This window comes from Variovorax defluvii (assembly GCF_039541515.1).
Taxonomy (GTDB): Bacteria; Pseudomonadota; Gammaproteobacteria; order Burkholderiales; family Burkholderiaceae_C; genus Variovorax; species Variovorax defluvii.
Map to the genome: position 1 here is coordinate 38,310 of NZ_BAABGJ010000016.1, position 26,069 is coordinate 64,378.

23 protein-coding genes are annotated in these 26,069 nt (G+C 69.2%); 13 read left to right on the forward strand and 10 right to left on the reverse strand.

Going from position 1 to position 26,069, the window contains the following annotated elements; genetic code table 11:
* Window position 1: 1 nt before the first annotated feature.
* From ABEA07_RS10155 to ABEA07_RS10165, 3 genes are all read right to left on the reverse strand, one after another.
* Complete coding sequence (locus ABEA07_RS10155) at window positions 2–1,891, reverse strand: amidohydrolase (protein WP_345537633.1); 1,890 nt, start codon at window positions 1,889–1,891, stop codon at window positions 2–4.
* Window positions 1,892–1,995: 104 nt separating this feature from the next.
* Window positions 1,996–2,289, reverse strand: coding sequence for a XapX domain-containing protein (locus tag ABEA07_RS10160; protein WP_345537608.1), 294 nt, complete (start codon window positions 2,287–2,289; stop codon window positions 1,996–1,998).
* 21 nt (window positions 2,290–2,310) lie between these two features.
* Window positions 2,311–2,964 (reverse strand): hydrolase, encoded by a 654-nt coding sequence (locus tag ABEA07_RS10165; RefSeq protein ID WP_345537609.1) that lies wholly within the window; start codon window positions 2,962–2,964, stop codon window positions 2,311–2,313.
* A 223-nt stretch (window positions 2,965–3,187) separates the two neighbouring features.
* Between ABEA07_RS10165 and ABEA07_RS10170 the strand changes: the two genes are divergently transcribed.
* Window positions 3,188–4,102 (forward strand): LysR family transcriptional regulator, encoded by a 915-nt coding sequence (locus ABEA07_RS10170; RefSeq protein ID WP_345537610.1) that lies wholly within the window; start codon window positions 3,188–3,190, stop codon window positions 4,100–4,102.
* A gap of 6 nt (window positions 4,103–4,108) precedes the next feature.
* On the opposite strand, the gene ABEA07_RS10175 is transcribed toward ABEA07_RS10170, so the two are convergent.
* On the reverse strand, window positions 4,109–5,017 hold the full coding sequence (locus ABEA07_RS10175; protein ID WP_345537611.1) for a protein NO VEIN domain-containing protein: 909 nt from the start codon (window positions 5,015–5,017) through the stop codon (window positions 4,109–4,111).
* A 118-nt stretch (window positions 5,018–5,135) separates the two neighbouring features.
* Here ABEA07_RS10175 and ABEA07_RS10180 point away from each other — a divergent pair, with 118 nt between their 5' ends.
* Together ABEA07_RS10180 and ABEA07_RS10185 are read left to right on the forward strand one after the other, a co-directional pair.
* The gene (locus ABEA07_RS10180; RefSeq protein ID WP_345537612.1) at window positions 5,136–6,392 is read left to right on the forward strand and encodes an MgtC/SapB family protein; all 1,257 of its coding nucleotides are present in this window, start codon (window positions 5,136–5,138) and stop codon (window positions 6,390–6,392) included.
* Between the two features lie 103 nt (window positions 6,393–6,495).
* Window positions 6,496–6,942, forward strand: a complete 447-nt coding sequence (locus ABEA07_RS10185; protein WP_345537613.1) for a universal stress protein — start codon at window positions 6,496–6,498, stop codon at window positions 6,940–6,942.
* A 19-nt stretch (window positions 6,943–6,961) separates the two neighbouring features.
* Here ABEA07_RS10185 and ABEA07_RS10190 read toward each other — a convergent pair whose 3' ends face one another.
* Both ABEA07_RS10190 and ABEA07_RS10195 read right to left on the reverse strand, forming a co-directional pair.
* Window positions 6,962–7,867, reverse strand: a complete 906-nt coding sequence (locus ABEA07_RS10190; protein WP_345537614.1) for a hypothetical protein — start codon at window positions 7,865–7,867, stop codon at window positions 6,962–6,964.
* Window positions 7,868–7,925: 58 nt separating this feature from the next.
* Window positions 7,926–10,262, reverse strand: a complete 2,337-nt coding sequence (locus tag ABEA07_RS10195) for a YgiQ family radical SAM protein (protein WP_345537615.1) — start codon at window positions 10,260–10,262, stop codon at window positions 7,926–7,928.
* 174 nt (window positions 10,263–10,436) lie between these two features.
* Here ABEA07_RS10195 and ABEA07_RS10200 point away from each other — a divergent pair, with 174 nt between their 5' ends.
* A complete protein-coding gene (locus ABEA07_RS10200) occupies window positions 10,437–11,396 on the forward strand; it encodes a bifunctional helix-turn-helix transcriptional regulator/GNAT family N-acetyltransferase (protein WP_345537617.1) in 960 nt (319 codons plus the stop codon).
* 49 nt (window positions 11,397–11,445) lie between these two features.
* Here ABEA07_RS10200 and ABEA07_RS10205 read toward each other — a convergent pair whose 3' ends face one another.
* A complete protein-coding gene (locus ABEA07_RS10205; protein ID WP_345537618.1) occupies window positions 11,446–11,895 on the reverse strand; it encodes a CHRD domain-containing protein in 450 nt (149 codons plus the stop codon).
* Window positions 11,896–12,005: 110 nt separating this feature from the next.
* On the opposite strand from ABEA07_RS10205, the gene ABEA07_RS10210 reads away from it, so the two are divergent.
* Window positions 12,006–12,560: a DUF924 family protein gene (locus ABEA07_RS10210; RefSeq protein WP_345537619.1), complete on the forward strand. Its 555-nt coding sequence runs from the start codon at window positions 12,006–12,008 to the stop codon at window positions 12,558–12,560.
* 219 nt (window positions 12,561–12,779) lie between these two features.
* Here the strand turns inward: ABEA07_RS10210 and ABEA07_RS10215 are convergent, their stop codons facing one another.
* Window positions 12,780–13,157, reverse strand: a complete 378-nt coding sequence (locus ABEA07_RS10215; RefSeq protein ID WP_345537620.1) for a hypothetical protein — start codon at window positions 13,155–13,157, stop codon at window positions 12,780–12,782.
* 162 nt (window positions 13,158–13,319) lie between these two features.
* Complete coding sequence (gene queG / locus ABEA07_RS10220) at window positions 13,320–14,384, reverse strand: tRNA epoxyqueuosine(34) reductase QueG (RefSeq protein ID WP_345537621.1); 1,065 nt, start codon at window positions 14,382–14,384, stop codon at window positions 13,320–13,322.
* On the opposite strand from queG, the gene tsaE reads away from it, so the two are divergent.
* From tsaE to ABEA07_RS10240, 4 genes are all read left to right on the forward strand, one after another.
* Window positions 14,370–14,867 (forward strand): tRNA (adenosine(37)-N6)-threonylcarbamoyltransferase complex ATPase subunit type 1 TsaE, encoded by a 498-nt coding sequence (gene tsaE, locus ABEA07_RS10225; RefSeq protein WP_345537622.1) that lies wholly within the window; start codon window positions 14,370–14,372, stop codon window positions 14,865–14,867. The two genes, queG and tsaE, sit on opposite strands and share 15 nt — an antisense overlap.
* Entirely contained in the window at window positions 14,864–16,363 is a 1,500-nt protein-coding gene (locus ABEA07_RS10230; RefSeq protein ID WP_345537623.1) for an N-acetylmuramoyl-L-alanine amidase, read from the forward strand. Before tsaE ends, ABEA07_RS10230 begins: the two co-directional genes overlap by 4 nt.
* Window positions 16,364–16,482: 119 nt before the next feature.
* A complete protein-coding gene (locus ABEA07_RS10235) occupies window positions 16,483–20,088 on the forward strand; it encodes an indolepyruvate ferredoxin oxidoreductase family protein (RefSeq protein WP_345537624.1) in 3,606 nt (1,201 codons plus the stop codon).
* A 158-nt stretch (window positions 20,089–20,246) separates the two neighbouring features.
* Window positions 20,247–20,522 carry a glycine zipper domain-containing protein gene (locus ABEA07_RS10240; RefSeq protein WP_345537625.1) on the forward strand — a complete coding sequence of 92 codons (276 nt, stop codon included), beginning with the start codon at window positions 20,247–20,249 and terminating at the stop codon, window positions 20,520–20,522.
* A 54-nt stretch (window positions 20,523–20,576) separates the two neighbouring features.
* On the opposite strand, the gene ABEA07_RS10245 is transcribed toward ABEA07_RS10240, so the two are convergent.
* On the reverse strand, window positions 20,577–21,227 hold the full coding sequence (locus ABEA07_RS10245) for a DedA family protein (protein ID WP_345537626.1): 651 nt from the start codon (window positions 21,225–21,227) through the stop codon (window positions 20,577–20,579).
* Between the two features lie 59 nt (window positions 21,228–21,286).
* On the opposite strand from ABEA07_RS10245, the gene mutL reads away from it, so the two are divergent.
* The 4 genes from mutL (at window position 21,287) to miaA (ending at window position 25,480) form a co-directional block, all read left to right on the forward strand.
* Window positions 21,287–23,143 carry a DNA mismatch repair endonuclease MutL gene (mutL, locus tag ABEA07_RS10250; RefSeq protein ID WP_345537628.1) on the forward strand — a complete coding sequence of 619 codons (1,857 nt, stop codon included), beginning with the start codon at window positions 21,287–21,289 and terminating at the stop codon, window positions 23,141–23,143.
* A gap of 173 nt (window positions 23,144–23,316) precedes the next feature.
* Window positions 23,317–24,279, forward strand: a complete 963-nt coding sequence (locus tag ABEA07_RS10255) for an alpha/beta hydrolase (RefSeq protein WP_345537629.1) — start codon at window positions 23,317–23,319, stop codon at window positions 24,277–24,279.
* Between the two features lie 51 nt (window positions 24,280–24,330).
* Window positions 24,331–24,561 carry a hypothetical protein gene (locus tag ABEA07_RS10260; RefSeq protein WP_345537631.1) on the forward strand — a complete coding sequence of 77 codons (231 nt, stop codon included), beginning with the start codon at window positions 24,331–24,333 and terminating at the stop codon, window positions 24,559–24,561.
* A complete protein-coding gene (gene miaA / locus ABEA07_RS10265) occupies window positions 24,551–25,480 on the forward strand; it encodes a tRNA (adenosine(37)-N6)-dimethylallyltransferase MiaA (RefSeq protein ID WP_345537632.1) in 930 nt (309 codons plus the stop codon). The genes ABEA07_RS10260 and miaA overlap by 11 nt, the downstream gene beginning before the upstream one ends.
* The last annotated feature ends 589 nt before the right edge of the window (window positions 25,481–26,069 follow it).

Consider the following 26,069-nt stretch of genomic DNA (forward strand, 5'->3'; position numbering starts at 1 on the left):
GTCACACCGCCCAGCAGGCGCAGCCCAGCGCGCCCCAGAAGCTCTTGAGGTCCGACACCGGCAGCCGGCTGCCCCAGGCCGACGCATGCCGGTGGCCATGCACGTTGCAGCTGCTGGCGCAGCCGCAGGACATCGCGGCCTGGCGCATCACCTTCTGCAGCGGCGCACCTTCCTTCTCACCCCAGGCGCCATAGCCGCCATAGCGACGCACCGGCGACCAGTCCGGCATGGCCGGCGGCACCGCGCCCTCGTCGTGGGCGGCGAACTCGCCGGCCGCCCACACCACCTTGCCGCCCACCATGGTGAGCAGCGCGCTGGTGCCGGCGATCTCCGATTCGGCGCAGCCGAAGAAGTCGCGGTCCGGCACGATCAGGTCGGCGAGCTGGCCTGCCGCGATGCAGCCCTTCTTGCCTTCCTCGTCGGAGAACCAGGTCACCTTCTCGGTCCACATGCGCAGCGCGGTCTCGCGGTCGAGCAGGTTGCGCTGGGGCGTGATCTGCAGGCCGCCCACCGTCCTGCCCGTGATGAGCCACGACAGCGACACCCACGGGTTGTAGGAGGCCACGCGGGTCGCATCGGTGCCGGCGGAGGTCTTCACGCCCTTCTCGAGCATGCGCTTGACCGGCGGCGTGGCCTCGGCCGCCGCGGCGCCGTAGCGCTCGACGAAGTACTCGCCCTGGTAGGCCATGCGGTGCTGCACCGCCACGCCGCCGCCCAAGGCGGCGATGCGGTCGATGGACTTGTCGGAGATGGTCTCGGCATGGTCGAAGAACCAGTTCAGGCCCGACAGCGGAATGTCGCGGTTCACCTTCTCGAAGACGTCCAGCGCGCGCGCGATGGTCTCGTCGTAGGTGGCGTGCATGCGCCAGGGCCAGCGGTTCTGCGCCAGGATGCGCACCACTTCTTCGAGTTCGCCTTCCATCTCGGGGCCCATGTCGGGGCGCGGCTGGCGGAAGTCCTCGAAGTCGGCGGCGGAGAAGACCAGCATCTCGCCGGCGCCGTTGTGGCGGAAGTAGTCGTCGCCCTGCTTGTACCTGGAGCTGGCCGTCCAGTTCAGGAAGTCCTGCTTCTCCTGCCTGGCCTTCTGGGTGAAGAGGTTGTAGGCCAGGCGGATGGTGAGCTGGCCGGCATCGGCAAGCTGCTGGATGACCTGGTAGTCCTCGGGATAGTTCTGGAAGCCGCCGCCGGCGTCGATGGCGCCGGTCACGCCCAGGCGGTTGAGTTCGCGCATGAAGTGCCGGGTGGAGTTGAGCTGATACTCCATCGGCAGCTTCGGGCCCTTGGCCAGGGTGGCGTAGAGGATGGCCGCGTTGGGCTTGGCCAGCAGCAGGCCGGTCGGGTTGCCGCGGGCGTCGCGCGTGATCTCGCCGCCGGGGGGCTGGGGCGTGTCCCTGGTGTAGCCCACGGCGCGCAGCGCGGCGGCATTGAGCAGGGCGCGATCGTAGAGGTGGAGGATGAACACCGGCGTGTCGGGCGCGACCGCGTTGAGTTCGTCGATGGTGGGCAGGCGCTTCTCGGCGAACTGGTGCTCGGTGAAGCCGCCCACCACGCGCACCCACTGCGGCGCGGGGGTGATGGCGACCTGGCGCTTGAGCATGGCCATGGCGTCGGCCAGGCTCGTGACACCGTCCCAGCGCAGCTCGAGGTTGAAGTTCAGGCCGCCGCGGATGATGTGCAGGTGGTTGTCGATGAGGCCCGGCAGCACCGGGCGGCCCTTCAGGTCGATGACGCGGGTGGCGCTCCCGGCCAGGGGCAGGATGTCCAGGTCGCGGCCCACGTGGGTGAAGCGGCCGCCCTGGATGGCCACGGCATCGGCGACAGGGTTGGCGCGGTCCAGCGTGGTGATGCGGCCGTTGCGCAGGATCAGGTCGGGCGTCGAGGTGTCGGACATGGCGGAGGGGCTCCGGTGAGGGGTCTGTGCAAGGCCCGGGGCGGCCAGGGTGGCGCCGAGCGCGCCCAGGAAGCGGCGGCGCCCGGCGTCGGCGGCGGATGATGTCATGAGCTTCGCTCTGCAGCTGAGCGGACGCTGGACGCGTCTTGCGCCTGCACCTGCGCGCACTTCGGCAGCTCGCCGAACATGTGCGGCTTGACCTGGTGGTGCAGCCACGATGTGTTCACCGTTTCGCGTTGGAACACCTGCTTGACCAAGGGCGGGATCTGCTCGCCGAGCAGGATCCCCAGCAGGCCGACCAGGGCGATCACCGGCGGCGCCGGCGAGCGCACCTGGAAGAGTGCGTAGATCACGCCGACCAGCAGGCCCAGCGCAAGGGATACAAGGTAGGGCTTCATGGCCGGCGCCTCGGTCGGGGCTCAGCCTTCGTGCGCGCCGAACATGCTCTTGGCGTAGGTGATGCCGAGGCCGTAGGCACCGCCCACCTTCCTGGCGATGCCGGTGGTGAGTTCGTAGGTGTCGCCGCGGGCCCAGTCGCGCTGCAGTTCGAGCAGGTACTGCAGCGAGGTCATCGGGCGAGCGCCGGCCTGCACCATGCGCTCCATCGCGCGGTCGTGGGCCTCGGCCGAGATGTCGCCGCAGGCGTCCGCGATCACGTAGACCTCGAAGCCCTGGTCCAGCGCCGACAGCGCCGGGCCGACGATGCACACGCTGGTCCACAGGCCGGCCAGCACGATGCGCGGCTTGCCGATGCGGTTCACTTCCTCGATCACGGCGGCGTCTTCCCAGGTGTTCATCGAGGTGCGGTCCAGCATTTTCTGGCCGGGGAAGGCCTCGGTGATCTCGCTGAACATCGGGCCGGAGAAGCTCTTCTCGGCCACCGTGGTCAGGATGGTCGAGACCTTGAAACCTGCGGCCGCTTGCGCCACCACCGCCGCGTTGTTGCGCAGGCTGACGGCGTCGATCGAGTGCGTGGCGAAGGCCATCTGCGACTGGAAGTCGATCATCACCAGCGTGTGGTCGGTGGGGGTGAGCAGTTTGCTGCCGGGGGCGGGGGTGGCTTTGACGGTCATGGAATGCTCCTCAGGGTTCAAGTGGGCGGGGTGGGGGTCGGACGCCGCAGGCCCTTGGTGGAAACCCGTGACGTCCGTGAATTCGATCGAATTCACAATCTGCTTCGAGGATCTTGTCTTTTGCTTCCCCTCAGCATGGGCGCAATCATCGGGGCCCGTCCACCGCTTTTTGACGAAATTTTTCGGGGATCATCATCGAATTTTTCGAACATACAAACCTGCCATGCTCAAGCTCACCCTCGAAGCGATCGAACTGGTCGACGCCATCGCCCGCCACGGCTCCTTTGCCCAGGCGGCCTCGCGGCTCAACAAGGTGCCCTCGACCATCTCGTACGCGGTGGCGAAGCTGGAGGAGCAACTGGGCATGCAGCTCTTCGAGCGCAACGGACCGCGCGTCACCCTCACGTCCGCGGGCGACGAGATGCTGCGGGAGGGTCGCTGGCTGCTGAGGGCCGCGGGCGACCTCGAATCACGCATGCGGCAGATCGCCACCGGCTACGAATCGGAGCTGCAGCTGGTGCACGACTCGCTCATTCCGACACAGGCGTTGATCGAAGACGTGCGCGCCTTCGAGGACCTGCGCTGCGGCACCCGTCTGCGCATCGGCTGCGAAGCGATGACGGGCGCCTGGGAGGCGCTGCGCGAGGGCCGCGCCGACGTCGTCATCGCCGCCGGCGAGGGCCCCACCGGCGGCGGTTACCAGGCGGTGAACGTGGGCAGCCTGGACTTCGCCTTCTGCGTGGCGGCCACCCATCCGCTCGCCCGCCTGGGCCGGCCGCTGCAGCGCGGCGACCTGCTCGACTGCAACGCGATCGTGGTGGGCGACAGCGCCCGCAGCCTGTCGGACCGCACCGTGGGCCTGCTCGCGGGGCAGCCGCGCATCACCGTGCCCAGCATGGCGGCCAAGATCGCCTGCCAGGTCGAAGGCCTGGGCCACGGCTACCTGCCGCGCGCCTGCATCGGCGCGGAGCTGGCCCGCGGCACGCTGGTGGAACTGGAGACCGAGGAGCCGCGGCCCACCGAGTTCTTCTGGCTGGCGTGGCGCACGGGCGCCGAAGGCCGCGCGCTGCGCTGGTGGCGCGAGCGGCTGAACCGCCCGCTGGTGCCGGCGCTGCTGCCGCGAACGGTCCTCGCGTGACGGAGATCAGAACGGCTCGAGGCCGGGCGCCTTGTCGATTTCGGAAGCCCTGTAGAGCTTGTGCTGCGTCGCGGGACCGAAGGCATCGGTCACCACCGCCAGACGCCAGGGGTCGCCCTTCTTCGCGCAGGCGCGCTCCTCGTCCGTGAGCTTGAAGCCGGTCTTGCCCGTCGCGGTGCCCTTCACCGCGAGTTGCAGCAGGACCTTGCCCTTCTTGTCCGACACCTCGATGTCGTAGCCGAGCTTGCGCGCGGACACGTCCTCGGCCTTGTAGCCGTAGCCCGCGAAGTGGCGCGCCAGGTAGTCCATGGCGGCGGCCTGCGGATCGTCCGCCGCGGCCTCGCCCGATGCGCCCTGCGGCGCCTCCTCGGGCATGCCGATGCGCGCCCGCGCCGCCTGGATCTCTTCGTCGCTCGGCAGCCACCCGTGCTGTCCGCGGACCAGCACGGCGAACTTGCGCGCCGGCTCCCAGAGGGCGACGTGCCACTCCTCGTCGTCGGGCACCCGGGTCGATACGCGGGCGGCGCGGTCGCTTTCCGCGTCGCGGATGGCCACGCGGTTGGTCTGCAGCACCGCCCTCACCCCCTGGCCCGCGTCCAGCGCGCGCTTGAGCAGGCCGAGGCGGTCCTTGGCGCGCTGGATCTGCAGCACGCTGCGGTCGCCGCCGCCGATGCGGCGCTGCGTGTCCAGCGATTCGAGCAGGAACCAGCGGCCGCCGGCGCCGATGCTCACGAGCTCGGCCCAGATGGTGGCGATGATGTTGTCGCCGGTCGCCAGCCAGGCCTGGTCCGAGGCCTTGTCGCGGGCCTCGAACACGCCCATCCTGGCGATGATGTCCACCGGCGTGCGCTTTTCGCCGGACAGACGTTTTTCATTGATGACGGCGAGGACCGCGGGTTCGACTTCTTTGTCCATGGCTTGCGAGATTCATGCAGGTTGCGAGCGCTGCGAGTATGCCGGGAAGCGCAGGCGACTTCCGCGCATTGGGCAAAATCGCCCGCGCCTTTTTCTTCCCACCACGCCACGCCGACAGATGAACACCAGCATTCCACCCGACGCTCCGATCGGCCTGGCCGTGGCCCTCGGCGTCGGCATGCTGATCGGCATCGAGCGCGAGCGCCGCAAGGGCGAGGGCACGGAAAGCGGCGCCGCCGGCCTGCGCACCTTCACCGTCGCGGCACTGTGCGGGGCCTTGGCGCAGCTGCTGCCGGTGCCCGGGCTGGTGCCGGTTGGCGCAGCCTTCATCGGGCTGGCCGGCATCCTCGCGTACTGGAAGAGCGGCGAGGACGACCCGGGGCTCACGACCGAGCTCGCTCTCTTCACCACCTACCTGATCGGCGTGCAGTCGGCCATCGCGCCGACGCTGGGCGCAGCCTGCGGCGCCGGCCTGGCGCTGTTGCTGGCCATGCGCCGCCGGCTGCACCGCTTCGCCACCCAGCTGCTCAGCGAGCAGGAGTTGCACGACGGACTGCTGCTGGCCGCGCTCGCCCTGATCGTGCTGCCGCTCATTCCCGCCGGCCCGCTGCCGTGGCTGGGCGGCATCGACCCAAGGCCGCTGGCGGCGATGGTCGTGCTGATCCTGGCCATCCAGGCCGGTGGCCACATGGCGGCGCGCTGGCTCGGTGCGCGCGCGGGCATGCTGGGCTCGGGTTTTGTCTCGGGCTTCATCTCCAGCACCGCGACCGTGGCCTCCTTCGGCGGCCGCGCCAAGGCGCAGCCCGGCCAGGCCGGCGTGCTGGCGGGCGGCGCGGCGCTGTCGGGCGTTGCCACCTGGGCCCAGGCGCTGGTGCTCGGCGCGGCGCTGTCGCCGGCGGCCGCGCTGGCCTTGCTGCCGGCGGCGCTGGCCGCCGCGGCCGGCACGGCGGTGGCGGGCCTGCTGCCGCTGCTGTCGCGCCGCGCCCGCGGCAGCGACGCCATCGAAGCGCCCGCCAGCACGCGCAGCGCACTGCGGCCGCGCGAGGCGCTGGCCGTGGCCGCGCTGCTGGCCGTGGTGGCGCTGGTGGTCAGTTACGCGCAGGACCGCTTCGGCGAAGCCGGCCTGCTCATCAGCGTGGCCATCGCGGCGCTGGCCGACGCGCATTCGCCCATCGCCTCCATGGCCTCGCTGCATGCGGCGGGCACCATGGCGACGGAGCGCTTCGTGCACGGCGCGCTGGTCGCCGTCAGCGTCAACACGCTGACGCGCTGCGCGGTGGCCACGATCGCCGGCGGCCCGCGCTATGCGCTGCGCGTGGGCGGGGCGCTGCTGCTGGGGCTGGGTCTCGGGTGGGCCGTGGCCCTGCTCTTCTGAGCGCCGGCGATTGGACGCTCGCACCTAGACCGCGCGCTTGTTGCCCCCGCCCGCCGGCGCTACCCTGCGAGCGGGGCGGGTGTCTCCCGCCCGGGAGAGCGCCATGTATGAACGCATACTCGTCGCCACCGATGGTTCCGAGCTCTCGGACCTGGCCGTCAACAGCGCGATCGACCTCGCCCTGCTCACCAACGCCGAGCTGGTCGCCGTCAGGGTGGTCCACCACTATCCCACCGGCTACTTCGAAGGCTCGCTGCTGCTGACGCAGATGGAAGTCAAGCGCATGCAAAGCGAGGCCGACGCGGAGGCCCAGCGCGTGGTCGACGCGGTCAAGGCCAAGGCCGAGGCCCGCGGCGTGCGCAGCACGCTGGCCGTGGTCATGAAATCCGAACTGGTGGCCGAGGCCATCATCGAGGCCGCCCGCGTGCACAAGAGCGAGCTGATCGTGATGGCCTCGCACGGGCGCCGCGGCCTCAAGCGGCTGCTCATGGGCAGCGAGACGCTGCACGTGCTGACGCACTCGCACACGCCGGTGCTGGTGCTGCGCTGAAGGCCGAGCCCCCCGGCGATCAGGGCTTGGGCTCGTCGCGCTTGCGGTCCGCGCGCTTGTGCTCGAGGTAGGTCGCGAGGTCGACTTCGTGCAGTTGCCGCGGATAGCGCTCGGCCTGTTCGAACCAGGCGTGCAGGCGCTTCTCGGCCCGCTCGGCGGGCGCCGCGTCGAGGCTGTCCAGGTAGGCGTCGAGGGTGAGAAAGTAGCGCATCGCGTTGCGCTCCATCAGCCCCCGCACGCCGCGGATGTACTCAGGCTCGCCGTCCGGCTTCTGTCCGATCACTGTGAAGCCCATCTTGTGGCTGCCGAAGGTCGCGAGGTAGGCCTTGGTGGCCAGCCGCGCCATCAGGTTGTGATCGTAGGCATAGCCGAAATGCAGGAAGGTCCGGCGTTCCCCGAGCGGCACGGCCTCGAGCGAGACGCGGTAGTTGCTGGTGCCCAGCGGCCCGCTCTGCGCCGACAGCTGCACCGCCAGGTAGTCGCTGCTGCTGCTCGCGACGCGGTGGACGAAGCTCAGCTCGAAGGCCTGCTCGACCGGCTTGTCGTAGCGCTTCACCACGCTGAGCGTCAGCACCTCATCCTGGCCTTGCCTGCTGACGCGGCAGCGCCGGTTGTTGATGTGCAGCAGCAGCATCTCGCACCACTGCCCGCCCTTGGCCAGGGCCGTGCGCACCTGGTCGAGCGGATGATCGACCACGGCGTAGACGTCGCCCTGCAGGCCGCCGTCGGTCTCGGTGGATTCCAGGTACATCGGCCTTTTGAGCGGGCTGCCGGCCAGTTGGCCGGCGAGCTTCTGGTGCTGCTCGCGCAGGGCGGGCGCGGAACCCGCATCCAGGGAGGGCGCCTGCGCGATGGCTGCGACGGCGGCAAGAAGCAGGCCCAGCCCGATGGCAGGAAGCCGGAAGGAGGCCGGACGGCTGTTCATCCCCGCACCATACAACGACTCGATCGGGCGGTGCGATCGGCGGCTGCCGCTCGCTGGGCTACTTTGCCTTGCGGGCCGGCTTGACGCGCGCCGCGCCGGTCTCCCGCGGCGGCAGGCCGGTGTGCTGCGTGAGGATGCGGCCTCGTGCAGGCTTCACCGGCTTCGCGGGCTGCGCGGACTGCACCGGATTCTGCTTCTGCGCCACCGGCGTCGAGTTCTTGCGCCGCGCACTCTGGTAGCCGCCGTCCGTGAGCGGCTGGTAGGTGGGGATCAGGTGGTGCTTGCCGTTGCCGATCAGGTCGGCCCGTCCCATCTTCTTCAGCGCCTCGCGCAGCAGCGGCCAGTTGTTGGCGTCGTGGTAGCGCAGGAAGGCCTTGTGCAGGCGGCGGCGCTTCTCGCCGCGCACGATGTCCACCGTTTCGCTGTCGCGCGTGATCTTGCGCAGCGGATTGCGGTCCGTGTGGTACATCGCGGTCGCGGTGGCCATGGGCGACGGGTAGAAGGTCTGCACCTGGTCGGCGCGGAAGCCGTTGCGCTTGAGCCAGAGCGCGAGGTTCATCATGTCCTCGTCGCTGGTGCCCGGATGCGCGGCGATGAAGTACGGGATCAGGTACTGCTTCTTGCCCGCTTCGGCGCTGAACTTCTCGAACATCTGCTTGAAGCGGTCGTAGCTGCCGATGCCCGGCTTCATCATCTTCGACAGCGGCCCCTGCTCGGTGTGCTCGGGCGCGATCTTGAGGTAGCCGCCCACGTGGTGCTGCACCAGCTCCTTCACGTACTCGGGCGACTGCACGGCCAGGTCGTAGCGCAGGCCGGAGCCGATCAGGATTTTCCTGATGCCCTTCAAGGCCCGCGCGCGGCGGTAGATCTTGATGAGCGGATCGTGGCTGGTGTTGAGGTTCGGGCAGATGCCCGGGTACACGCAGCTGGGCTTGCGGCAGGCGGCCTCGATCTCCGGGCTCTTGCAGCCGATGCGGTACATGTTGGCGGTCGGCCCGCCCAGGTCAGAGATGGTGCCGGTGAAGCCCTTCACGCTGTCGCGGATGGTCTCGAGCTCCTTGATGATCGAGTCTTCCGAGCGGCTCTGGATGATGCGGCCTTCGTGCTCGGTGATGGAGCAGAAGGTGCAGCCACCGAAGCAGCCGCGCATGATGTTCACGCTGAAGCGGATCATTTCCCAGGCCGGGATCTTGGTCGCGCCGTCGTGGCTGCCGTTCTCGTCCGCATAGCGCGGATGCGGGCTGCGGGCATAGGGCAGGTCGAACACGTGGTCCATCTCGGCCGTGGTGAGCGGGATGGGCGGCGGGTTGATCCACACGTCGCGCGCGGTCGTGCCCTCGCCATGGGCCTGGACCAGGGCACGGGCGTTGCCGGGGTTGGTCTCGAGGTGCAGCACGCGATTGGCGTGGGCGTAGAGCACGGGGTCGGCGCGCACCTGCTCGTAGGAAGGCAGGCGGATCACCGAGCGCTCGCGCGGCGGCGGCTTCAGGCGCACGGCGGGATTGGGGACGAAGTGCACCGGCGCCGCGGTCGCCTGGGCCTGCGCGGCGACCGCCTGGGCCTCGTCTTCCTTCGCGCAGGTCGCGCCGTTGGCCTTGGCCTGCTCCGACACCATCAGGTAGGGATTGACGTGCGCATCGACGCGGCCCGGCAGGTCCACGCTGGTGGAGTCGATCTCGAACCAGCCCTCCGGCGTCTCGCGCCGCACGAAAGCCGTGCCGCGCACGTCGGTGATGTGCTGCACCGGCTCGCGCGCGGCCAGCCGGTGGGCGATCTCGACGATCGCCCGCTCCGCGTTGCCGTAAAGCAGCAGGTCGCACTTGGCGTCGACGACGATCGAGCGCCGCACCTTGTCCTGCCAGTAGTCGTAATGCGCGATGCGGCGCAGCGAGCCCTCGATGCCGCCGAGCACGATCGGCACGTCGTTCCAGGCTTCCTTGCAGCGCTGCGAATAGACGATGGCCGCGCGGTCGGGCCGCCGACCGCCGACGTCGCCGGGGGTGTAGGCGTCGTCGCTGCGGATCTTCCGGTCCGCCGTGTAGCGATTGATCATCGAATCCATGTTGCCGGCGGTCACGCCGAAGAACAGGTTCGGCCGCCCCAGCGCCTTGAAGGGCTCGGCGCTGTGCCAGTCGGGCTGGGCGATGATGCCGACGCGAAAACCTTGCGCCTCCAGCATGCGGCCGATCACGGCCATGCCGAAGCTGGGGTGGTCGACGTAGGCGTCGCCGGTGACGATCACGACGTCGCAGCTGTCCCAGCCCAGGGCCCTCATCTCGGCGCGGCTGGTGGGCAGGAAGCGGGCGGTGCCGAAGCGGGCCGCCCAGTACTTCCGGTAGCTGGTGAGCGGCTTGGCGGCGCGCGCGAAGAAGGAGACGTCGACTGGGGCGTTCATGTGGAGAGTTGCGGCGGTGCAGCGGCAATGCAGGCCGCGGTGGCCCGGTTCCGGGCAACCCGCGATTTTAAGGGCCGGGGGGTGGCCCTCCTATTCCAGGGTCATCGGCAGGGTGGCAGCAGGCGTGCGCCGATTACTTGCCAAAGTCAATCAAATCGCTTGACAATGGCAAGCATGACCGCGCGCGTTTCCGCCACCGCACCCTCCCCGGAAGAAGTCGCCGCCGTCAAGGCGGTGCGCCGTTTCAACCGCTTCTACACCCGCCGCATCGGCGCCCTCGACCCTTACCTGGGCAGCGGGATGTCCCTCACCGAGGTGCGCGTGCTCTACGAGCTGGCGCACCGCGAGCAGTCGGTGGCCAGCGAAATCGGGAAGGATCTGGGCCTGGACGGCGGCTACCTCAGCCGCATCCTGCGCCGATTCGAGGCCCAGGGCTGGCTGGCGCGCGAGACCCATCCGCGCGACGCGCGCCAGAGCGTGCTGCGCCTGTCCGAAGCCGGGCACGCGGCCTTCGCCCCGCTGCAGCAGAAGTCGCGCGACGAGGCCCGGGCGCTGCTGGCGCCACTCTCGCCGACGCGGCGACGCGAGCTGATCGCCGCCATGCAGCAGGTCGAGGCGCTGATCGAGCCCGCCACCGATGCGCCCACGCGCCCACCCACCGCGGTACTGCGTGATCCGCAGTCGGGCGACATCGGCTGGGTGGTGCAGCTGCACGGCGAGCTCTATGCACGCGAGTACGGCTGGAACAGTGAATTCGAAGGGCTGGTGGCCGAGATCGCCGGCCAGTTCCTGCGCAAGTTCCGGCCCGAATGGGAACGATGCTGGATCGCCGAGCTGGGCGGCGAGCGCGTCGGCGCCGTGTTCCTGGTGCGCAAGTCGGCCAGCGTGGCGCAGTTGCGCATGCTGATCCTCGCCCCGCAGGCGCGCGGCCTGGGCCTGGGCGCGCGGCTGACGGACGAATGCATCGCCTTCGCTCGCCGCAAGGGCTACAGGAAGATGGTGCTGTGGACCAACAGCTGCCTCACGGCCGCGCGCGGCATCTATGCGTCGCGAGCTTTCAGGCTGACCCAGTCCGAGGCCTACGAGGGCTTCGGCCAGCAGCTGGTGGGCGAGACCTGGGAGCTGAAGCTGTAGTCAGCCTCGGATGGTCCCCATGAGGAGTCCGATACGCTGCGTCGCCCCGCTACATCTTGGGCAGCAATTGCCCGCGGATTTCGCCGTTGGGGTTGGCGGCCGTGTGGATGTTGGCGTACCACTTGCCGGCGGACAGGTCGGCCGCCTGGGCCGGCGTCAGCGTCGCCTGGCCTTCGATCGGGCTGCCCGGATCCTTGAAGGGCAGCACCACGCCCGCGTTCTCGCCGGCGGATGCAGGGCCGTGGAGGTGCGCGGCCGTGGCCGGGCCACTCAAGCCCGTGTAGACGATCTTGTACTTGAGGACATTGGTGTCCCTGTTCAGCCAAGCCTCGACCAGGCCGCTGCCGCGCGTCATGTTGGGCGGCACCTCGCTGGCGGCGTTCATGCTGCCGCTGAAGCTCGCGGTGTTGGACCTGGACATCATCCCGCAGCCTGCCAGGGCCGCGGTCGCCACGCCGGTGACAAGAGCAGCGCGCAAGAGGGTGGCATATCGGTTCATGAGGGATCTCCATCAGTGCAGAACACCGCACCAGCATAGGCCGCGCGCAGCGCCTCGCGTGTCGGCCGCGAGCCCGAGTTTCGACAAAGCGCGATGGCATGATCCGGCGCATGACGCATGCCGCTCCGCTGCCCTCCGCCCACGAAGTCGCCGCTTTCTGGCGCAACGCCGGCCCCGAACGCTGGTTCTCCAAGAACGAGGCCTTCGACGCCGAATTCAAGTCGCGCTTCGAGGCCGCGCACCATGCCGCCGCCACCGGGGCGCTCGACGGCTGGGCATCCGATGCCGAGGGCGCGCTGGCCCTCCTGGTGCTGCTGGACCAGTTCCCGCGCAACGCCTGGCGCGGCAGCGCTCACATGTTCGCCACCGACGGCAAGGCGCGGGCCGTGGCACGAGCCGCCATCGCGGCGGGACTGGACCGGCAGTGCGACGCGGCGCTGCGGTCCTTCTTCTACCTGCCCTTCATGCATTCCGAATCGCTGGAGGATCAGGAGCGCTCGGTGGAGCTCAATGCCGCGCTCGACGCCAACACGCAGCGCTACGCCGTGCTGCACCGGGACATCATCGCGCGCTTCGGCCGCTTCCCTCACCGCAATCCGATGCTGGGGCGCGAGACCACACCGGAAGAACAGGCCTTCCTGGACGGGGGCGGCTTCGCGGGCTAGACATGATGGTCGCTCCATAGGCGAAGGAAGGCCCGTGCCGGCAAGACGTGCCGGACCAGGATGCAACGACGCTGGATCCCGGATCAGCGCTTGAGCCAACCAGCAGATCAGATCGCACGGGCATCACGGCATCCAGCGACCAGTGGGACAGGGAGATCGACCTTCAGCGGCGACGCAATGAGATGCAAGTGGTGCTGGCCACGCCGGGGGAGGACCTCTCTATTTCATGCCGAAGTACTCTTTGAACCAAGGCTGCTCGTCGTACGGACTCTGTTGGCCACCTGACAGTCGGCAAAGCTTGTTTGGGCTCGCATCCGGGGCCTTGCTCTTGCCGACCAGTGTCCAACTCTTCGAATCAGGGTTGTTGAATACTTCCATTTCCCACTGGGCAGTCGTCGCTTTGACGCCTGTCGAATGCTGCTTCGCGATATTGGTCAGCGCACTTTTGACTCGAAAGCCGAAATCACAGACCGGCTCCTTGTAGAGGCCCATCGCATCACGCTCGCGCTCCCACTCGCCCGCCAGCGCCAAGCCGCCCGCTGCACAGACGCCAAACGCCACAGCGAACAGGCTGCACTGATAGGCAGGCATTGACATGACATCTCTCCTCGGCTTTCGCATCTGGCTGACGATTCTTGCCGCCGAGCCGGCCACGGTCAACTTTCGCCGGGGCTGATCAGGAAAGGCCATCGCCATCACCGCGTTCGTCAAGCCGTGGCCGTCAGACTGGCTGCATTGAGGACCGGACACAGAGTGCTTCTAGGGCGCCGCGAGCGCCCACGCCACATGCTCGCGCACGAGCGGACTGGGGTGATCGCGCCGCGCCGCCAAGGCCGCACGCGCACCCTCCTCGCCCGCGCGCAGCGCATTGCCCAGCGCGACCGCGATGTTGCGCAGCCAGCGCTCGTGGCCGATGCGGCGGATCGGGCTGCCCTCGGTGAAGCGCAGGAAGGTGTCTTCGTCCCAGGCGAAGAGTTCGGCCAGCGCCCGCCCCGTCAGGCCCTCGCGCGCATCGAAGTCCGGCAGCGCGCTCTTCTTCGCGAACTTGTTCCAGGGGCAGGTCAGCTGGCAGTCGTCGCAACCGTAGATGCGGTTGCCTATCAGAGGCCGCAGTTCGACCGGAATGCCGCCTGCATGCTCGATGGTGAGGTAGGAGATGCAGCGCCGCGCATCGAGCCGGTAGGGCGCGACGATGGCCCGCGTCGGGCAGATGTCGATGCAGGCGCTGCAGCTGCCGCAATGCGCGCTCGCAGGCTCGCTCACGGGCAAGGCCATGTCGATGTAGATCTCGCCCAGGAAGAACATGGAGCCCGCCTCGCGGTCGAGCACCAGCGTGTGCTTGCCGCGCCAGCCCTGGCCGCTGCGCGATGCGAGTTCCGCCTCGAGCACCGGCGCCGAGTCGGTGAAGACGCGATGCCCCACGCTGCCCGCCTCTTCGCCGATGCGATCGGCCAGCTTCTGCAGGCGCGAGCGCAGGACCTTGTGGTAGTCGCGGCCCCGCGCGTAGAGCGACACGATCGCCTCGCCCGGCCTTCGCAGGCGCTCGAACTCGACGGCCTGCCAGTCGCCCGGGGTGCCGCGCGGCAGGTAGTCCATGCGCGCCGTGATCACCGACACCGTGCCCGGCACGAGTTCGGCCGGCCGCGCGCGCCGCATGCCGTGCGCGCTCATGTAATGCATGTCCCCGTGGAAGCCTTGCGCCAGCCATTGCGCGAGGCCGGGCTCGGCACTCGACAGGTCGACACCCGCGATGCCGATTTGGGAGAATCCGAGCTCCCGGGCCCAGGCCCGAATCCGACTCACGAGTTGATGGCTGCCGATCACCTGCCGATTGTAGAAACGCGAACCCTCGTGCAGCAGTGGGCCAGCGAGGACGACTGCGATGCGCTCGCGCGCAAGCTCGCGTCATCGGATGCGTTGCGCGATGCGTTCATTGCGCTGCATGGAGACCTCGGCGCCGGCAAGACCACCTTCGTTCGCCACCTGTTGCGGGCCCTGGGCATCGCATCGCGCATCAAGAGCCCGACCTATGCAGTGGTCGAGCCGCACGAGGCCCCCGGCGGCCTGGCCATCTTCCACTTCGACTTCTACCGATTCAGCGATCCGCACGAATGGGACGACGCCGGCTTCCGCGACATCTTCGCCGGCACGGGCCTCAAGCTCGCGGAATGGCCGGAAAACGCGGCGGGGCGCATTCCAGTTGCTGATCTTGCTATTAAAATCGAAGCAATGAACGACGACACCCGCACCGTGACCCTGCACGCGAACACCGTGCGCGGCAGCCGGCTGCTCGACGCCGCCGCATGAAGACCAACGGACTGCAACGACGCACGCTGCTGCAAGGCGGCAGCCTCGCCCTCCTCCTGGGAACCGCCGAGATCGCGCGCGGCGCCACCATCGTGGCGGTGCGGGTCTGGCCGGCGAACGACTACACCCGCGTCACCATCGAATCCGACGGCCGCCTCCACTCGCAGCAGCTGGTGGTCGGCAACCCGCCACGGCTGGCGGTCGACATCGAGGGCATCGATCTCAATCCCGCGCTGCGCGAACTGGTGGGCAAGATCCGCCCCGAAGACCCGTACATCAACGGCTTGCGCGTCGGGCAGTTCGCGCCGAGTGTGGTGCGCATCGTGTTCGACCTCAAGCAGACCGTTGCGCCGCAGGTCTTCTCGCTCGCGCCGGTGGCCGCGTACCGGCACCGGCTGGTGCTCGATCTCTATCCGCAGCAGGCCATCGATCCGATGGAGGCCTTGATCGCCGAGCGCCTGCGCGACGCGCCCAAAGCCCAAGGCCGCGACGCCACGGTCGCCGGCATCGCGCCGCGCAACGCGGGCGCACCCGGCGACACACCGGCACCGCTGCGGCCCGCACCGCCGGCCGCCGATCCGCTGGGCGACCTGATGGCCCAGCAGTCGATGCGGCCCGCCCCCCGCGGGCCAACGGCGGCGCCCGCGCCGGCACTGGTGGCACCCGCACCCCTGCCGCCGGTGGTCGGCACCGCGCCGGCGACGGCCATCGCGCCGCCTCACGGCGGCAACGGCAACGGCAACGGCAATGTCGCCACCGCCAGCCGCACAGACCGCATCATCATCGTCGCGCTCGATCCGGGCCACGGCGGCGAGGACCCGGGTGCGATCGGCCCCAACGGCACGCGCGAGAAGGACATCGTGCTGCAAGTCGCGCACCGCCTGCGCGAACGCATCAACGCCAGCAGCGTCAACGGCAACCCGATGCGCGCCTTCCTCACGCGCGACGCGGATTTCTTCGTGCCGCTGGGCACCCGCGTGCAGAAGGCGCGCCGCGTGCAGGCCGATCTCTTCGTGAGCATCCACGCCGACGCCTTCACCAACCCCGACGCACGCGGCGCCAGCGTGTTCGCGCTGAGCCAGAGCGGTGCCTCCAGCAGCGCCGCACGCTGGCTCGCGAACAAGGAGAACCAGGCCGACCGGGTCGGCGGCGTCAACGTGGGCTCGCACGAGGCACAGGTGCAACGCGCGCTGCTGGACATGAGCACCACCGCGCAGATCAACGACAGCCTCAAGCTCGGCGGCGCCATGCTGGGCGAGATCCGCGGCATCGGCGCGCGCCTGCACAAGCCACGCGTGGAGCAGGCCGGCTTCGCCGTGCTCAAGGCACCCGACATTCCCAGCGTGCTGGTGGAAACCGCCTTCATCAGCAACCCCGAGGAAGAGGCCAAGCTGCGCAGCGTGGATTACCAGGAAGACCTGGCCGATGCGCTGATGCGGGGCATCCAGCGCTACTTCGCGCAGAACCCGCCGCTGGCGCGCAGCCGGCAGCTGTAGTTGCAGCCACCGGCTCGATGACCTCGCCGACGCCTGCGGACATCACCCACACCGTCGGCGCCGTCCCGCATTCTTCGTCATCATCCCGCGTTAGCCTCTCCCGCGAGGAGTCCGATCCGATGGCATCCGATGTGATGGCAGACCCCACCGCGCCCGCTCCCGTGGCGCGCCCCGACTACCGCCTGAGCGACAGCCTCTGGGCCACGAGCGGCTGCATTTTCCTCACCGGCACGCAGGCGCTGGTGCGCCTGATGCTGATGCAGCGCCAGCGCGACGCCGCCGCCGGTCTGGACACGCGCGGCTTCATCAGCGGTTACCGAGGTTCGCCGCTGGGCATGGTGGACCTGGCCCTGTGGAAGGCCGGCCCGAAGCTCGACGAGAGCGGCATCCGCTTCCTGCCGGCGATCAACGAGGAACTGGGCGCGACAGCGGTGCTCGGCACCCAGCGCGTGGAGGCCGACCCCGAACGCACCTGCGCCGGCGTGTTCTCGATGTGGTACGGCAAGGGCCCGGGTGTGGACCGCGCCGGCGACGCACTCAAGCACGGCAACGCCTACGGCGCTTCGCCGAACGGCGGCGTGCTGATGGTGGCGGGGGACGACCACGGCTGCGTCTCCTCCTCCATGCCGCACCAGAGCGACCAGGCTTTCCAGTCCTGGCACGCGCCGGTGCTGTCGCCGGGCAGCGTGGGCGAGTACCTGGAGTTCGGCCTGTACGGCTGGGCCCTGTCGCGCTTCTCCGGCAACTGGGTCGGCTTCACCGCGCTGTCGGAGGTGGTGGAGAGCGCTTCGACCGTCGACCTGGATCAGGTGAATGCCCGGGCCGCAACCTGGCAGGACGGCGACGCCGTGCGGCGCCTCACCGGCTACACGCCGCCCGCCGACGGCCTGCACTACCGCTGGCCCGACCTGCCCTCTTTGAAGATCGAGCAGCGCCTGCATGCCAAGCTGGATGCGGTGCGCGCCTTCGCGCGCGTCAACAGCATCGACCGCCACATCGTCGAATGCGAGGATGCGTTCATCGGCATCGTCACCGCCGGCAAGGCGCACTACGACTTCATGGAAGTGCTGCGCCGGCTCGACATCTCGACCGAGACGCTGGCGCGCCACGGCGTGCGCATCTACAAGCTCGGCCTGACCTATCCCGTCGAGCCGACCCGCATGCGCGCCTTCGTGCAGGGCTTGAAGGAAGTGCTGGTGATCGAAGAGAAAGGCCCGGTGGTCGAGGACCAGCTGCGCGCCCTGTTCTACAACGACGCCGAGCGCCCGACCCTCGTGGGCAAGCTGGACGAACGCGGCATGCCGCTGGTGAGCGCCCTCGGCGAGTTGCGTCCCTCGCGCCTGATCGAAGTCGTGGCCTGCTGGCTCGCGGTGCACTTCCCGGACCTCGACCGCCGGCACCTGGTGCGCGACTTCACGCCGCCCGAGCTGCTGTCCAATGCCGGCGACAGCGTCAAGCGCCTGCCCTACTTCTGCGCCGGTTGCCCGCACAACACCAGCACGCGGGTGCCGGAGGGATCGCGCGCGCAGGCCGGCATCGGCTGCCACTTCATGGCGAGCTGGATGGACCGCGAGACCGAGGGCCTGATCCAGATGGGCGGCGAAGGCGTGGACTGGGTTTCGCACGCGATGTTCACCCGCGTGCCACACGTGTTCCAGAACCTCGGCGACGGCACCTACTACCACTCGGGCTACCTGGCCATCCGCCAGGCCGTCGCGGCGCGCGCCACGCTCACCTACAAGATCCTCTTCAACGATGCGGTGGCGATGACCGGCGGCCAGCCGGTGGACGGCATCATCAGCGTGGACGGCATCGCGCGCCAGGTCGAGGCCGAGGGCGTGAAGCAGGTGGTGGTGCTGTCCGACGACATCGGCAAGTACAAGCCGATCCGCCATCGCTTTCCCGAAGGCACCGAGTTCCACGACCGCGCCGCGCTCGACGCGGTGCAGCGCCGCCTGCGCGAGACGCCCGGCGTCACGGTGCTGATCTACGAACAGACTTGCGCGGCCGAGAAGCGCCGCCGGCGCAAGAAGGGCGAGCTGGTCGACCCCGCACGGCGCCTCTTCATCAACGATCGCGTCTGCGAAGGCTGCGGCGACTGCTCGGTGCAGAGCAACTGCGTGGCCGTGCTGCCGCTGGAAACGCCGCTGGGCCGCAAGCGCAAGATCGACCAGAGCAGTTGCAACAAGGACTACTCCTGCGCCAAAGGCTTCTGCCCCAGCTTCGTCGGGGTGCTGGGCGCAGGCCCGCGCAAGAAGACCGGCGCACTGGCCGGCGGCGCCGATGCCTTCCTGCAGCGCGTGGCGGACCTGCCGCGACCCGCGCGCCACACCTGGACCGGCCCCTACGACCTGCTGGTGACCGGCGTCGGCGGCACGGGGGTCGTGACCGTGGGCGCACTGGTCGCGATGGCGGCGCACCTGGAAGGCCGCAGCGCCAGCGTGCTGGACTTCATGGGCTTCGCGCAGAAGGGCGGCTCGGTGCTGAGCTTCGTGCGCCTGGCCGACGTGCCGGAGCGCCTGAACCAGGTGCGCATCGACACGCAGCAGGCCGACGCGCTGCTGGCCTGCGACCTGGTGGTGGGCGCCTCGGCCGATGCGCTGGTCACCGTGCGCCACGGACGCACACGCATCCTGGCCAACACGCACGAGATCCCGGTGGCGGAGAGCCTGCACAACCCGGATGCAAGCCTGCGGGCGCCGCAGCTGCTGGAGAAGCTGCGCTTCGCGGCCGGCGAGGAACGCGTCGAGACGCTGGATGCGCAGGCGCTGGCCGAAGCGTTCCTCGGCGACTCGATCGCTTCCAACATCCTCGCCCTGGGCTATGCCTGGCAGCGTGGGCTGGTGCCGGTGGCGCTGGAGGCGCTGCTGCGGGCGATCGAGCTCAACGGCGTCGCCGTGGAGAACAACAAGCTCGCCTTGTCGCTGGGCCGCATGGCGGCAGAGGACCCGCAGGCGGTCGCGGCATTGTGGCGCGAGGCGGATGTAGCCCATGCCATCGAGCCGGCGCAGTCCGAATCGCTGGACGCGCTGATGGAACGCGCACAGGCCCACCTGGCCGCTTACCAGAACGCGGCCTATGCCCGCCGCTATGGCGAGATCGTGGCGACCGTGCGGCAGCGCGAAGCGGCGCTGCAGGCCGACCCCGCCCTTCCCTTCACGCGCGCGGTGGCGCAGGGCCTCCTCAAGCTCATGGCGTACAAGGACGAATACGAAGTCGCGCGCCTCTACACCGACGGCGAGTTCATGCATGCGCTGCGCCAGCAGTTCCAAGGCGAAGCGAAGCTCGAGTTCTACATGGCGCCGCCGGGCCTGGCCCGCGCACGCCCGGGCGAGGCGCCGCGCAAGCTGCGCTTCGGCGGCTGGATGATGACTTTGCTGAAGCTGCTCGCACACGGCAAGCGGCTGCGCGGCGGGGTGTTCGACGTCTTCGGCCGCACGGAGGAGCGTCGCATGGAACGCGCACTGGTGGGCGAGTACAAGGCACGCATCGAATCGCTGTTGCCGGCCCTGAGCCCCGAACGGCTGAAGATCGCCACCGAGATCGCGCTGCTGCCGATGCAGATGCGCGGCTTCGGCCACGTCAAGCTGGCCAACGTGGCCCTCGCGCGCGTGCGCGAGGCGGAACTGTTGCATCGCTTCGACCCGCAGGCCTATCCCCGCCCCGCGCCTTCGCGTGCTGCAGGTCAGCTTCGCGGTATCGCCGTCACCGCCGTGCAGCGCTGAAGAGGCGCCGACACAAAGTCAGCCGCCTGCGCCACATGCGTAGCTTCTTGTTGCACGAGGACAGCGCGCCCCATCGGGCAGGGGGCCGCGGCAAGCTCCTACAAGGGATTCGCCCCGCTTTTCGAGAATCAACACATCACTCATTGAAAGGGGACAGCATGAAGACACGTCTTTGGATCACGACCGGTGCGGCCACTGTCGTCATGGCGCTCGCAGGCTGCGCGGCGGGCCCGAACGAGCAATGGGGCACGGCGGGTGGCGCGGTCGGCGGCGCCGTGATCGGCAACGCGATCGGCGGCAACACGGCCAGCACGGTGGGCGGCGCGGCCATCGGTGGCTTGGTTGGCAACCAGGTGGGTCGTCGCGCCGACGAGCGCAACTACTACAACCAGCAGCAGCGCCACTACTACCCGCGCAACGGCCCGAATTACTGAGCCGGCGTCCTGCGTTGCGAAGAAGAAGGCGTGCCCACGGGCACGCCTTTCTTTTTATCGCACCGAGGAGGGCGTGCGTCCTGCGCGCCAGGCGCCGAAGATCGCGATCAGACCCGGGACGATGATCAGCGCCCAGATGATCTTGTCCAGGTGCTCCTTCACGAAGGGCATGTTGCCGAAGAGGTAGCCCGCCGTGCACAGGCTCAGCACCCAGAGCAGGCCGCCGCCGATGTTGTAGAGGCTGAACTTGACGCGCGTCATCTCGGCTACGCCGGCCACGAAAGGCGCGAAAGTGCGGATGAAGGGCATGAAGCGCGCCAGCACGATCGTGATGCCGCCGTAGCGCTCGTAGAACTCGTGCGCCTGGTCGAAGGCTTTCTTGTTGAAGAAACGCGAGTTCTCCCACTGGAACACCTTCGGCCCGAAATAGCGCCCGATGCTGTAGTTGCATTGGTCGCCGGCGACGGCCGCAACGATCAGCAATGGCACCGCGATGCCGTAGTTCATGAGCCCCGCGCCGCACAGCGCACCGACGACGAAGAGCAGCGAGTCGCCGGGCAGGAAGGGCATGACCACCAGCCCCGTTTCGACGAAGACGATCAAGAACAACAGCGCGTACACCCAGGGGCCGTAGGCGATGACGAAGCTCTCCAGGTGTTTGTCGACGTGCAGGATGAAGTCGACCAAGAAGCTGATGATTTCCATGGGCGCGCATTATCCGGGTGAGCGCCTTCGCCTTCGACAAGCCCTTCTAGAATGACCAGGTGAGCGCCCTCCCCTCTGCCCTCCCCCCGGCCCCACGCCGCCCCATCCGCGAACTCCCCGACGAACTGATCAGCCAGATCGCCGCCGGCGAAGTGGTGGAGCGTCCGGCCTCGGTGGTGCGCGAGCTGCTCGACAACGCGCTCGATGCCGGCGCCCGACAGATCACCGTGCGCCTCGCCGCCGGCGGCGTGCGCCTGATCTCGGTGGAGGACGACGGCCAGGGCCTGCCCCGCGACGAGCTGCCGCTGGCCTTGCGCCGCCATGCGACCAGCAAGATCGCCAGCCTCGACGACCTGGAAACCGTGGGCACCATGGGTTTCCGCGGCGAGGCGCTCGCGGCCATCAATGCCATCGCCGAGATGAGCATTCAATCGCGTGCGGCCGGCGCCGACGGCGCCTTCGCCCTCGATGGCCGCACCGGCGAACTGCGGCCGGTGGCGCGCGGGCCCGGCACCACGGTCGAGGTGCGCGAGCTCTTCTTCGCGACGCCGGCCCGCCGCAAGTTCCTGAAGACCGATGCGACCGAACTCGCGCACTGCATCGAGGCCGTGCGCCGCCATGCGCTGGCGCGGCCCGAGGTGGGCTTCGCGGTCTGGCACGACGGTCGGCTGGTCGAGCAGTGGCGCGGCGCCGAGGTGCGCGACCAGCGACTGGCCGACACGCTCGGCGACGACTTCGTCGCGCAGAGTGTGACGGTAGAACACACCGCCGGCCCGGTGCGCGTGACCGGCCGCGCCGGCATTCCGGACGCGGCGCGCTCGCGGGCCGATCAGCAGTTCTTCTACGTCAACGGCCGCTTCGTGCGCGACAAGGTGCTGGCACACGCGGTGCGCAGCGCCTATGAAGACGTTCTGCATGGCCAGCGCCAGCCGGTGTACGTGCTCCATCTCGAGATCGACCCGGCGCGCGTGGACGTCAACGTGCACCCCACCAAGATCGAGGTGCGCTTCCGCGACGGCCGCGAGGTGCACCAGGCGGTGCGCCACGCGATCGAGAACGCGCTGGCGGCGCCGCGCGCGGGGGAGGCGGCCTCGCCGGCTTCGGCCGAGCCCTTCTTCAGGCCGCGACCTGCCCCGGCGGCGCCGGTCGCGGCGGCGTGGACCCAGCCAGCCATCCATTTCGCGGCCGAACGCGGCCTGGGCGACGCCGCGGCGATGTGGCCGAGCACCCGGCACGAAGAGGCTTCGGCCGCGTCGGCCTTCGCGCCCCCGGCCGGTACCGCGCCGGCGACCTTCTCCCGGCCCACGCCCCCGGGACCGTCCGAAGAAGAAACATGGCCCCTCGGCCGCGCCCTGGCCCAGCTGCAAGGCATCTACATCCTGTCCGAGAACAGCCAGGGCCTGGTGATCGTCGACATGCACGCAGCCCACGAGCGCATCGTCTACGAGCGGCTGAAGGCCCAGCTCGACGGCGCCGCCATCGCCAGCCAGCCGCTGCTGATCCCGGCCACCTTCGCCGCCACACCGCAGGAGGTGGCCACCGCCGAAGCCTGCGCCTCGGTGCTGCCCGCACTGGGCCTGGAAATCACGCCCTTCTCGCCACGCACCCTGGCAGTGCGTGCCGTGCCGAGCACCCTGGCCGACGGCGACCCGGTGGAGCTGGCCCGCAGCGTGCTGGCCGAGCTGGCGCAGCACGACGCCAGCACCGTGGTGCAGCGGGCCCAGAACGAGCTGCTCTCCACCATGGCTTGCCACGGCGCGGTGCGCGCGAACCGCCGGTTGACGGTCGACGAAATGAACGCCCTGCTGCGCCAGATGGAGGCCACCGAGCGTTCGGACCAGTGCAACCACGGGCGGCCGACCTGGCGCCAGCTTTCGGTGCGCGAGCTGGACAACCTCTTCCTGCGCGGCCGCTGACGGCCCTGGGGGCGGGTTTGCAGCATGGCCTGAATTGGGCGCAATTCGGTACATTTGTCGCGTTTTGGCATGCAACCAAGGGTTTTCACTCGTCGGCGAAGGACCGGGCACAGCCGTTGCATGCAGTCTTTAGGTTGAACTTTCCCGCCAAAAGCCTGTCATTCCGCCTTGCGATGAAGACCTGGACCCTGTTCGCATCCGCCACTGCCCTGGCTGCCGCCCTGCTGGCCGGGGGATGTTCCACCCTCGATGAGCGGCAACGCGAATGGATCTTCCAGCCCAGCGACCGGAGTTGGGGGAATTCCGCCGCCATGACCGAAGGCATGGAGCACGTGTGGATCGACTTCGACTCCAAGGTCACGGGCGAGCGGGCCCGGCTGCACGGCCTCTGGCTGGGTGGCGCGCCCGAGTCGGCTGACACCCCGGTGCTGCTCTACCTGCACGGCGCGCGCTACAACGTGGCCGGCTCGGCGCCCCGCATGCGGCGCATGCACGAACTCGGTTTTTCGGTGCTGGCCATCGACTACCGCGGCTTCGGCAAGAGCAGCAAGGCCCTGCCCTCGGAGGATTCGGCCCAGGAAGATGCGCGCGCCGCCTGGATCTGGCTGGCCGCGCGGCACCCGCAGCAGCGCCGTTACATCTTCGGCCACTCGCTCGGCGGCGCCATCGGCATCGACCTGGCCTCCCAGGTCCACGACGAGAGCGGCACCATCGTCGAGAGCACCTTCACCTCCATCGCCGACGTGGTCAGCGGTTTCAAGTGGGGCTGGCTGCCTTTCGGACCTTTCATCACGCAGCGCTTCGAGGCCATCCGCAAGGTCAAGGACATCGGCGCCCCGCTGCTGGTGGTGCACGGCTCGGCCGACAGCCTGATCAATCCGACGCTCGGGCGCAAGCTCTACGATGCCGCCACCGTGCCCAAGCAGTTCGTGCTGGTCGAGGGCGGCTCGCATCACAGCACCGGCTCGATCGGCGAAGCGCAGTACCGCTCGGCGCTGGCGCAGTTGTTTCGCATGAAGCCGCCGAGCGTGCTGGCCGCGCAAGAGGGCACCCGTGCCCAACCCCAGGCGCAACCGACGGCGGCGGACAAGCTGCTGCACGATACCGCGGCCGCGGCCTTGCCCCACAAGATTTGATCGCCCCGGGCGTCCGGCGTCCGGCCTCCTGCATTTGTTACCCTCGGGCGCATGCCGCCCATCGCAGCACTCGCCATCTCTCCCGCCGAGGGGCACCGCTCATGCATGCCGCCCGCGCAGATGGCGCTGGCGCTGCTGCCCGGCATCCAGCCCGTCACCACCCGCCTCGACTTCCTTGCCCTGCCCGTGCTGGGGTCCGGATCGATCGAACGGCTGATCCTTTGGCGCAAGTCGGTCGCCTGGACCCTGGTGCGCCGCCACGGCGACACGCATGGGCACTGAGGCTGGCTACGTCGCGCTGGCCGGTCCCACGGCCTCGGGCAAGACCGCCGCGGCGCTGGCGATCGCGCGCATGCGGCCGGTGGAGATCGTCAGTGTCGACTCGGCGCTGGTCTATCGCGGCATGGACATCGGCACCGCCAAGCCCAGCCTTGCCGAGCGGGCCGAGGTGCCGCACCACCTGATCGACATCCGCGATCCGCGCGAACCCTACAGCGCCGCGGCCTTCGTCGCCGATGCCCGGCGCCTGGTCGGCGAGATCCGCGCACGCGGCCGGCTCCCGTTGCTGGTGGGCGGGACCATGCTGTACTTCAAGGCGCTGGCGGACGGTATCGATGCGATGCCAGCGGCTGATCCCGACGTACGCAGCCGGCTGGAAGCCGAAGCGGCCGCGCAGGGCTGGCCTGCCATGCATGCGCGGCTCGCGCAGGTCGATGCGTCCACCGCCGCGCGACTTGCGCCGAACGACAGCCAGCGCATCCAGCGCGCGCTGGAGGTGTGGCTCACCAGCGGGCGGCCCCTGTCGAGCTTCCATGCCGCGCAGGGCGTGGGCGGGCTGCCGCCAATCGCTCTCTTGTCGCTGGAGCCCACCGATCGGGCCTGGCTGCATCAACGCATCGCCGAGCGCTTCGATGCCATGCTGGCCGCCGGCTTACTCGACGAGGTGATGGCGCTGCGTGCGCGCGGCGACCTGGACCCGGACCTGCCCTCGATGCGCAGCGTCGGCTACCGCCAGGCCTGGCAGGCGCTCGATGGCGCCTGGCCACTGGCCGCACTGCGCGAACGCGGCATCGCGGCCACGCGCCAGCTCGCCAAGAGGCAGATCACCTGGTTGCGCAGCATGCCGGCACGTCAGGTGGTGCCGGCCGAGGCTCCGGATGCGATCGCGCGCATCCTTGCGGAAGTGGGCGGGATTGCATGAGACATCCTGAGTGGGCATGGGTGGTGCTCGCTTTCCCTCCGGGGGCGGTTGGGGGTGTTGCCTTGCTCACTCTCCCTCTGGGAAAGGGTGGGGGGGAGGGCTCTGGGTCTTTGTTGTGGCGTTGCGCTTGTTGTGGCTTGGACTTGCCACGCGGGGCTTTGTATTGGCCTTGTTTTTTGGGTGGCGCAGGAGCCTTGAATTTGGCTCTTGGGCCTTTGTTTTGGCCTTGCTGGTTGTGTGGCGCAGGAGCCGGGAATTCGCCCCGGCGGGCGAGTTACTTTCTTTGTCTCGCCAAAGAAAGTAACCAAAGAAAGGCGACCCCACTGTGCGCGTCCCTCCGCTTCGCTACGGGCAACCTGCGGTGCTCGCGCAACCGGCCCCGCCGCAGAACTCGCTACGCGCCCTTCGGGCGCTACGCTCAAACAGCTGCGGCGAGTCAGATCACGAAGCACGCCTGTCCTTCGGCAGGCGTGCGGGCCGGTTCCACTCCGCTCCTCGGCGCGCACAGAGGGGAGTGGGTCGGGCCATCGCTGCGCTCGGCCACCAACGGCTCGCTGCGCTTCGCGGAGAGTGTCGCAAGCTATGGCTT

What these genes read in the sequence shown, in the direction of transcription:
- ABEA07_RS10170 (WP_345537610.1), top strand. Translation starts at nt 3,188, where the DNA reads ATGCTCAAGCTCACCCTCGAAGCGATCGAACTGGTCGACGCCATCGCC.
- ABEA07_RS10240 (WP_345537625.1), top strand. Translation starts at nt 20,247, where the DNA reads ATGAAGACACGTCTTTGGATCACGACCGGTGCGGCCACTGTCGTCATG.
- miaA (WP_345537632.1), top strand. Translation starts at nt 24,551, where the DNA reads ATGGGCACTGAGGCTGGCTACGTCGCGCTGGCCGGTCCCACGGCCTCG.
- ABEA07_RS10195 (WP_345537615.1), bottom strand. Translation starts at nt 10,262, where the DNA reads ATGAACGCCCCAGTCGACGTCTCCTTCTTCGCGCGCGCCGCCAAGCCG.
- ABEA07_RS10235 (WP_345537624.1), top strand. Translation starts at nt 16,483, where the DNA reads ATGGCATCCGATGTGATGGCAGACCCCACCGCGCCCGCTCCCGTGGCG.
- ABEA07_RS10215 (WP_345537620.1), bottom strand. Translation starts at nt 13,157, where the DNA reads ATGTCAATGCCTGCCTATCAGTGCAGCCTGTTCGCTGTGGCGTTTGGC.
- ABEA07_RS10205 (WP_345537618.1), bottom strand. Translation starts at nt 11,895, where the DNA reads ATGAACCGATATGCCACCCTCTTGCGCGCTGCTCTTGTCACCGGCGTG.
- ABEA07_RS10155 (WP_345537633.1), bottom strand. Translation starts at nt 1,891, where the DNA reads ATGTCCGACACCTCGACGCCCGACCTGATCCTGCGCAACGGCCGCATC.
- ABEA07_RS10255 (WP_345537629.1), top strand. Translation starts at nt 23,317, where the DNA reads ATGAAGACCTGGACCCTGTTCGCATCCGCCACTGCCCTGGCTGCCGCC.
- ABEA07_RS10260 (WP_345537631.1), top strand. Translation starts at nt 24,331, where the DNA reads ATGCCGCCCATCGCAGCACTCGCCATCTCTCCCGCCGAGGGGCACCGC.
- ABEA07_RS10210 (WP_345537619.1), top strand. Translation starts at nt 12,006, where the DNA reads ATGACGCATGCCGCTCCGCTGCCCTCCGCCCACGAAGTCGCCGCTTTC.
- ABEA07_RS10245 (WP_345537626.1), bottom strand. Translation starts at nt 21,227, where the DNA reads ATGGAAATCATCAGCTTCTTGGTCGACTTCATCCTGCACGTCGACAAA.
- ABEA07_RS10160 (WP_345537608.1), bottom strand. Translation starts at nt 2,289, where the DNA reads ATGAAGCCCTACCTTGTATCCCTTGCGCTGGGCCTGCTGGTCGGCGTG.
- ABEA07_RS10165 (WP_345537609.1), bottom strand. Translation starts at nt 2,964, where the DNA reads ATGACCGTCAAAGCCACCCCCGCCCCCGGCAGCAAACTGCTCACCCCC.
- ABEA07_RS10190 (WP_345537614.1), bottom strand. Translation starts at nt 7,867, where the DNA reads ATGAACAGCCGTCCGGCCTCCTTCCGGCTTCCTGCCATCGGGCTGGGC.
- ABEA07_RS10185 (WP_345537613.1), top strand. Translation starts at nt 6,496, where the DNA reads ATGTATGAACGCATACTCGTCGCCACCGATGGTTCCGAGCTCTCGGAC.
- ABEA07_RS10180 (WP_345537612.1), top strand. Translation starts at nt 5,136, where the DNA reads ATGAACACCAGCATTCCACCCGACGCTCCGATCGGCCTGGCCGTGGCC.
- tsaE (WP_345537622.1), top strand. Translation starts at nt 14,370, where the DNA reads ATGGCTGCCGATCACCTGCCGATTGTAGAAACGCGAACCCTCGTGCAG.
- ABEA07_RS10200 (WP_345537617.1), top strand. Translation starts at nt 10,437, where the DNA reads ATGACCGCGCGCGTTTCCGCCACCGCACCCTCCCCGGAAGAAGTCGCC.
- ABEA07_RS10230 (WP_345537623.1), top strand. Translation starts at nt 14,864, where the DNA reads ATGAAGACCAACGGACTGCAACGACGCACGCTGCTGCAAGGCGGCAGC.
- ABEA07_RS10175 (WP_345537611.1), bottom strand. Translation starts at nt 5,017, where the DNA reads ATGGACAAAGAAGTCGAACCCGCGGTCCTCGCCGTCATCAATGAAAAA.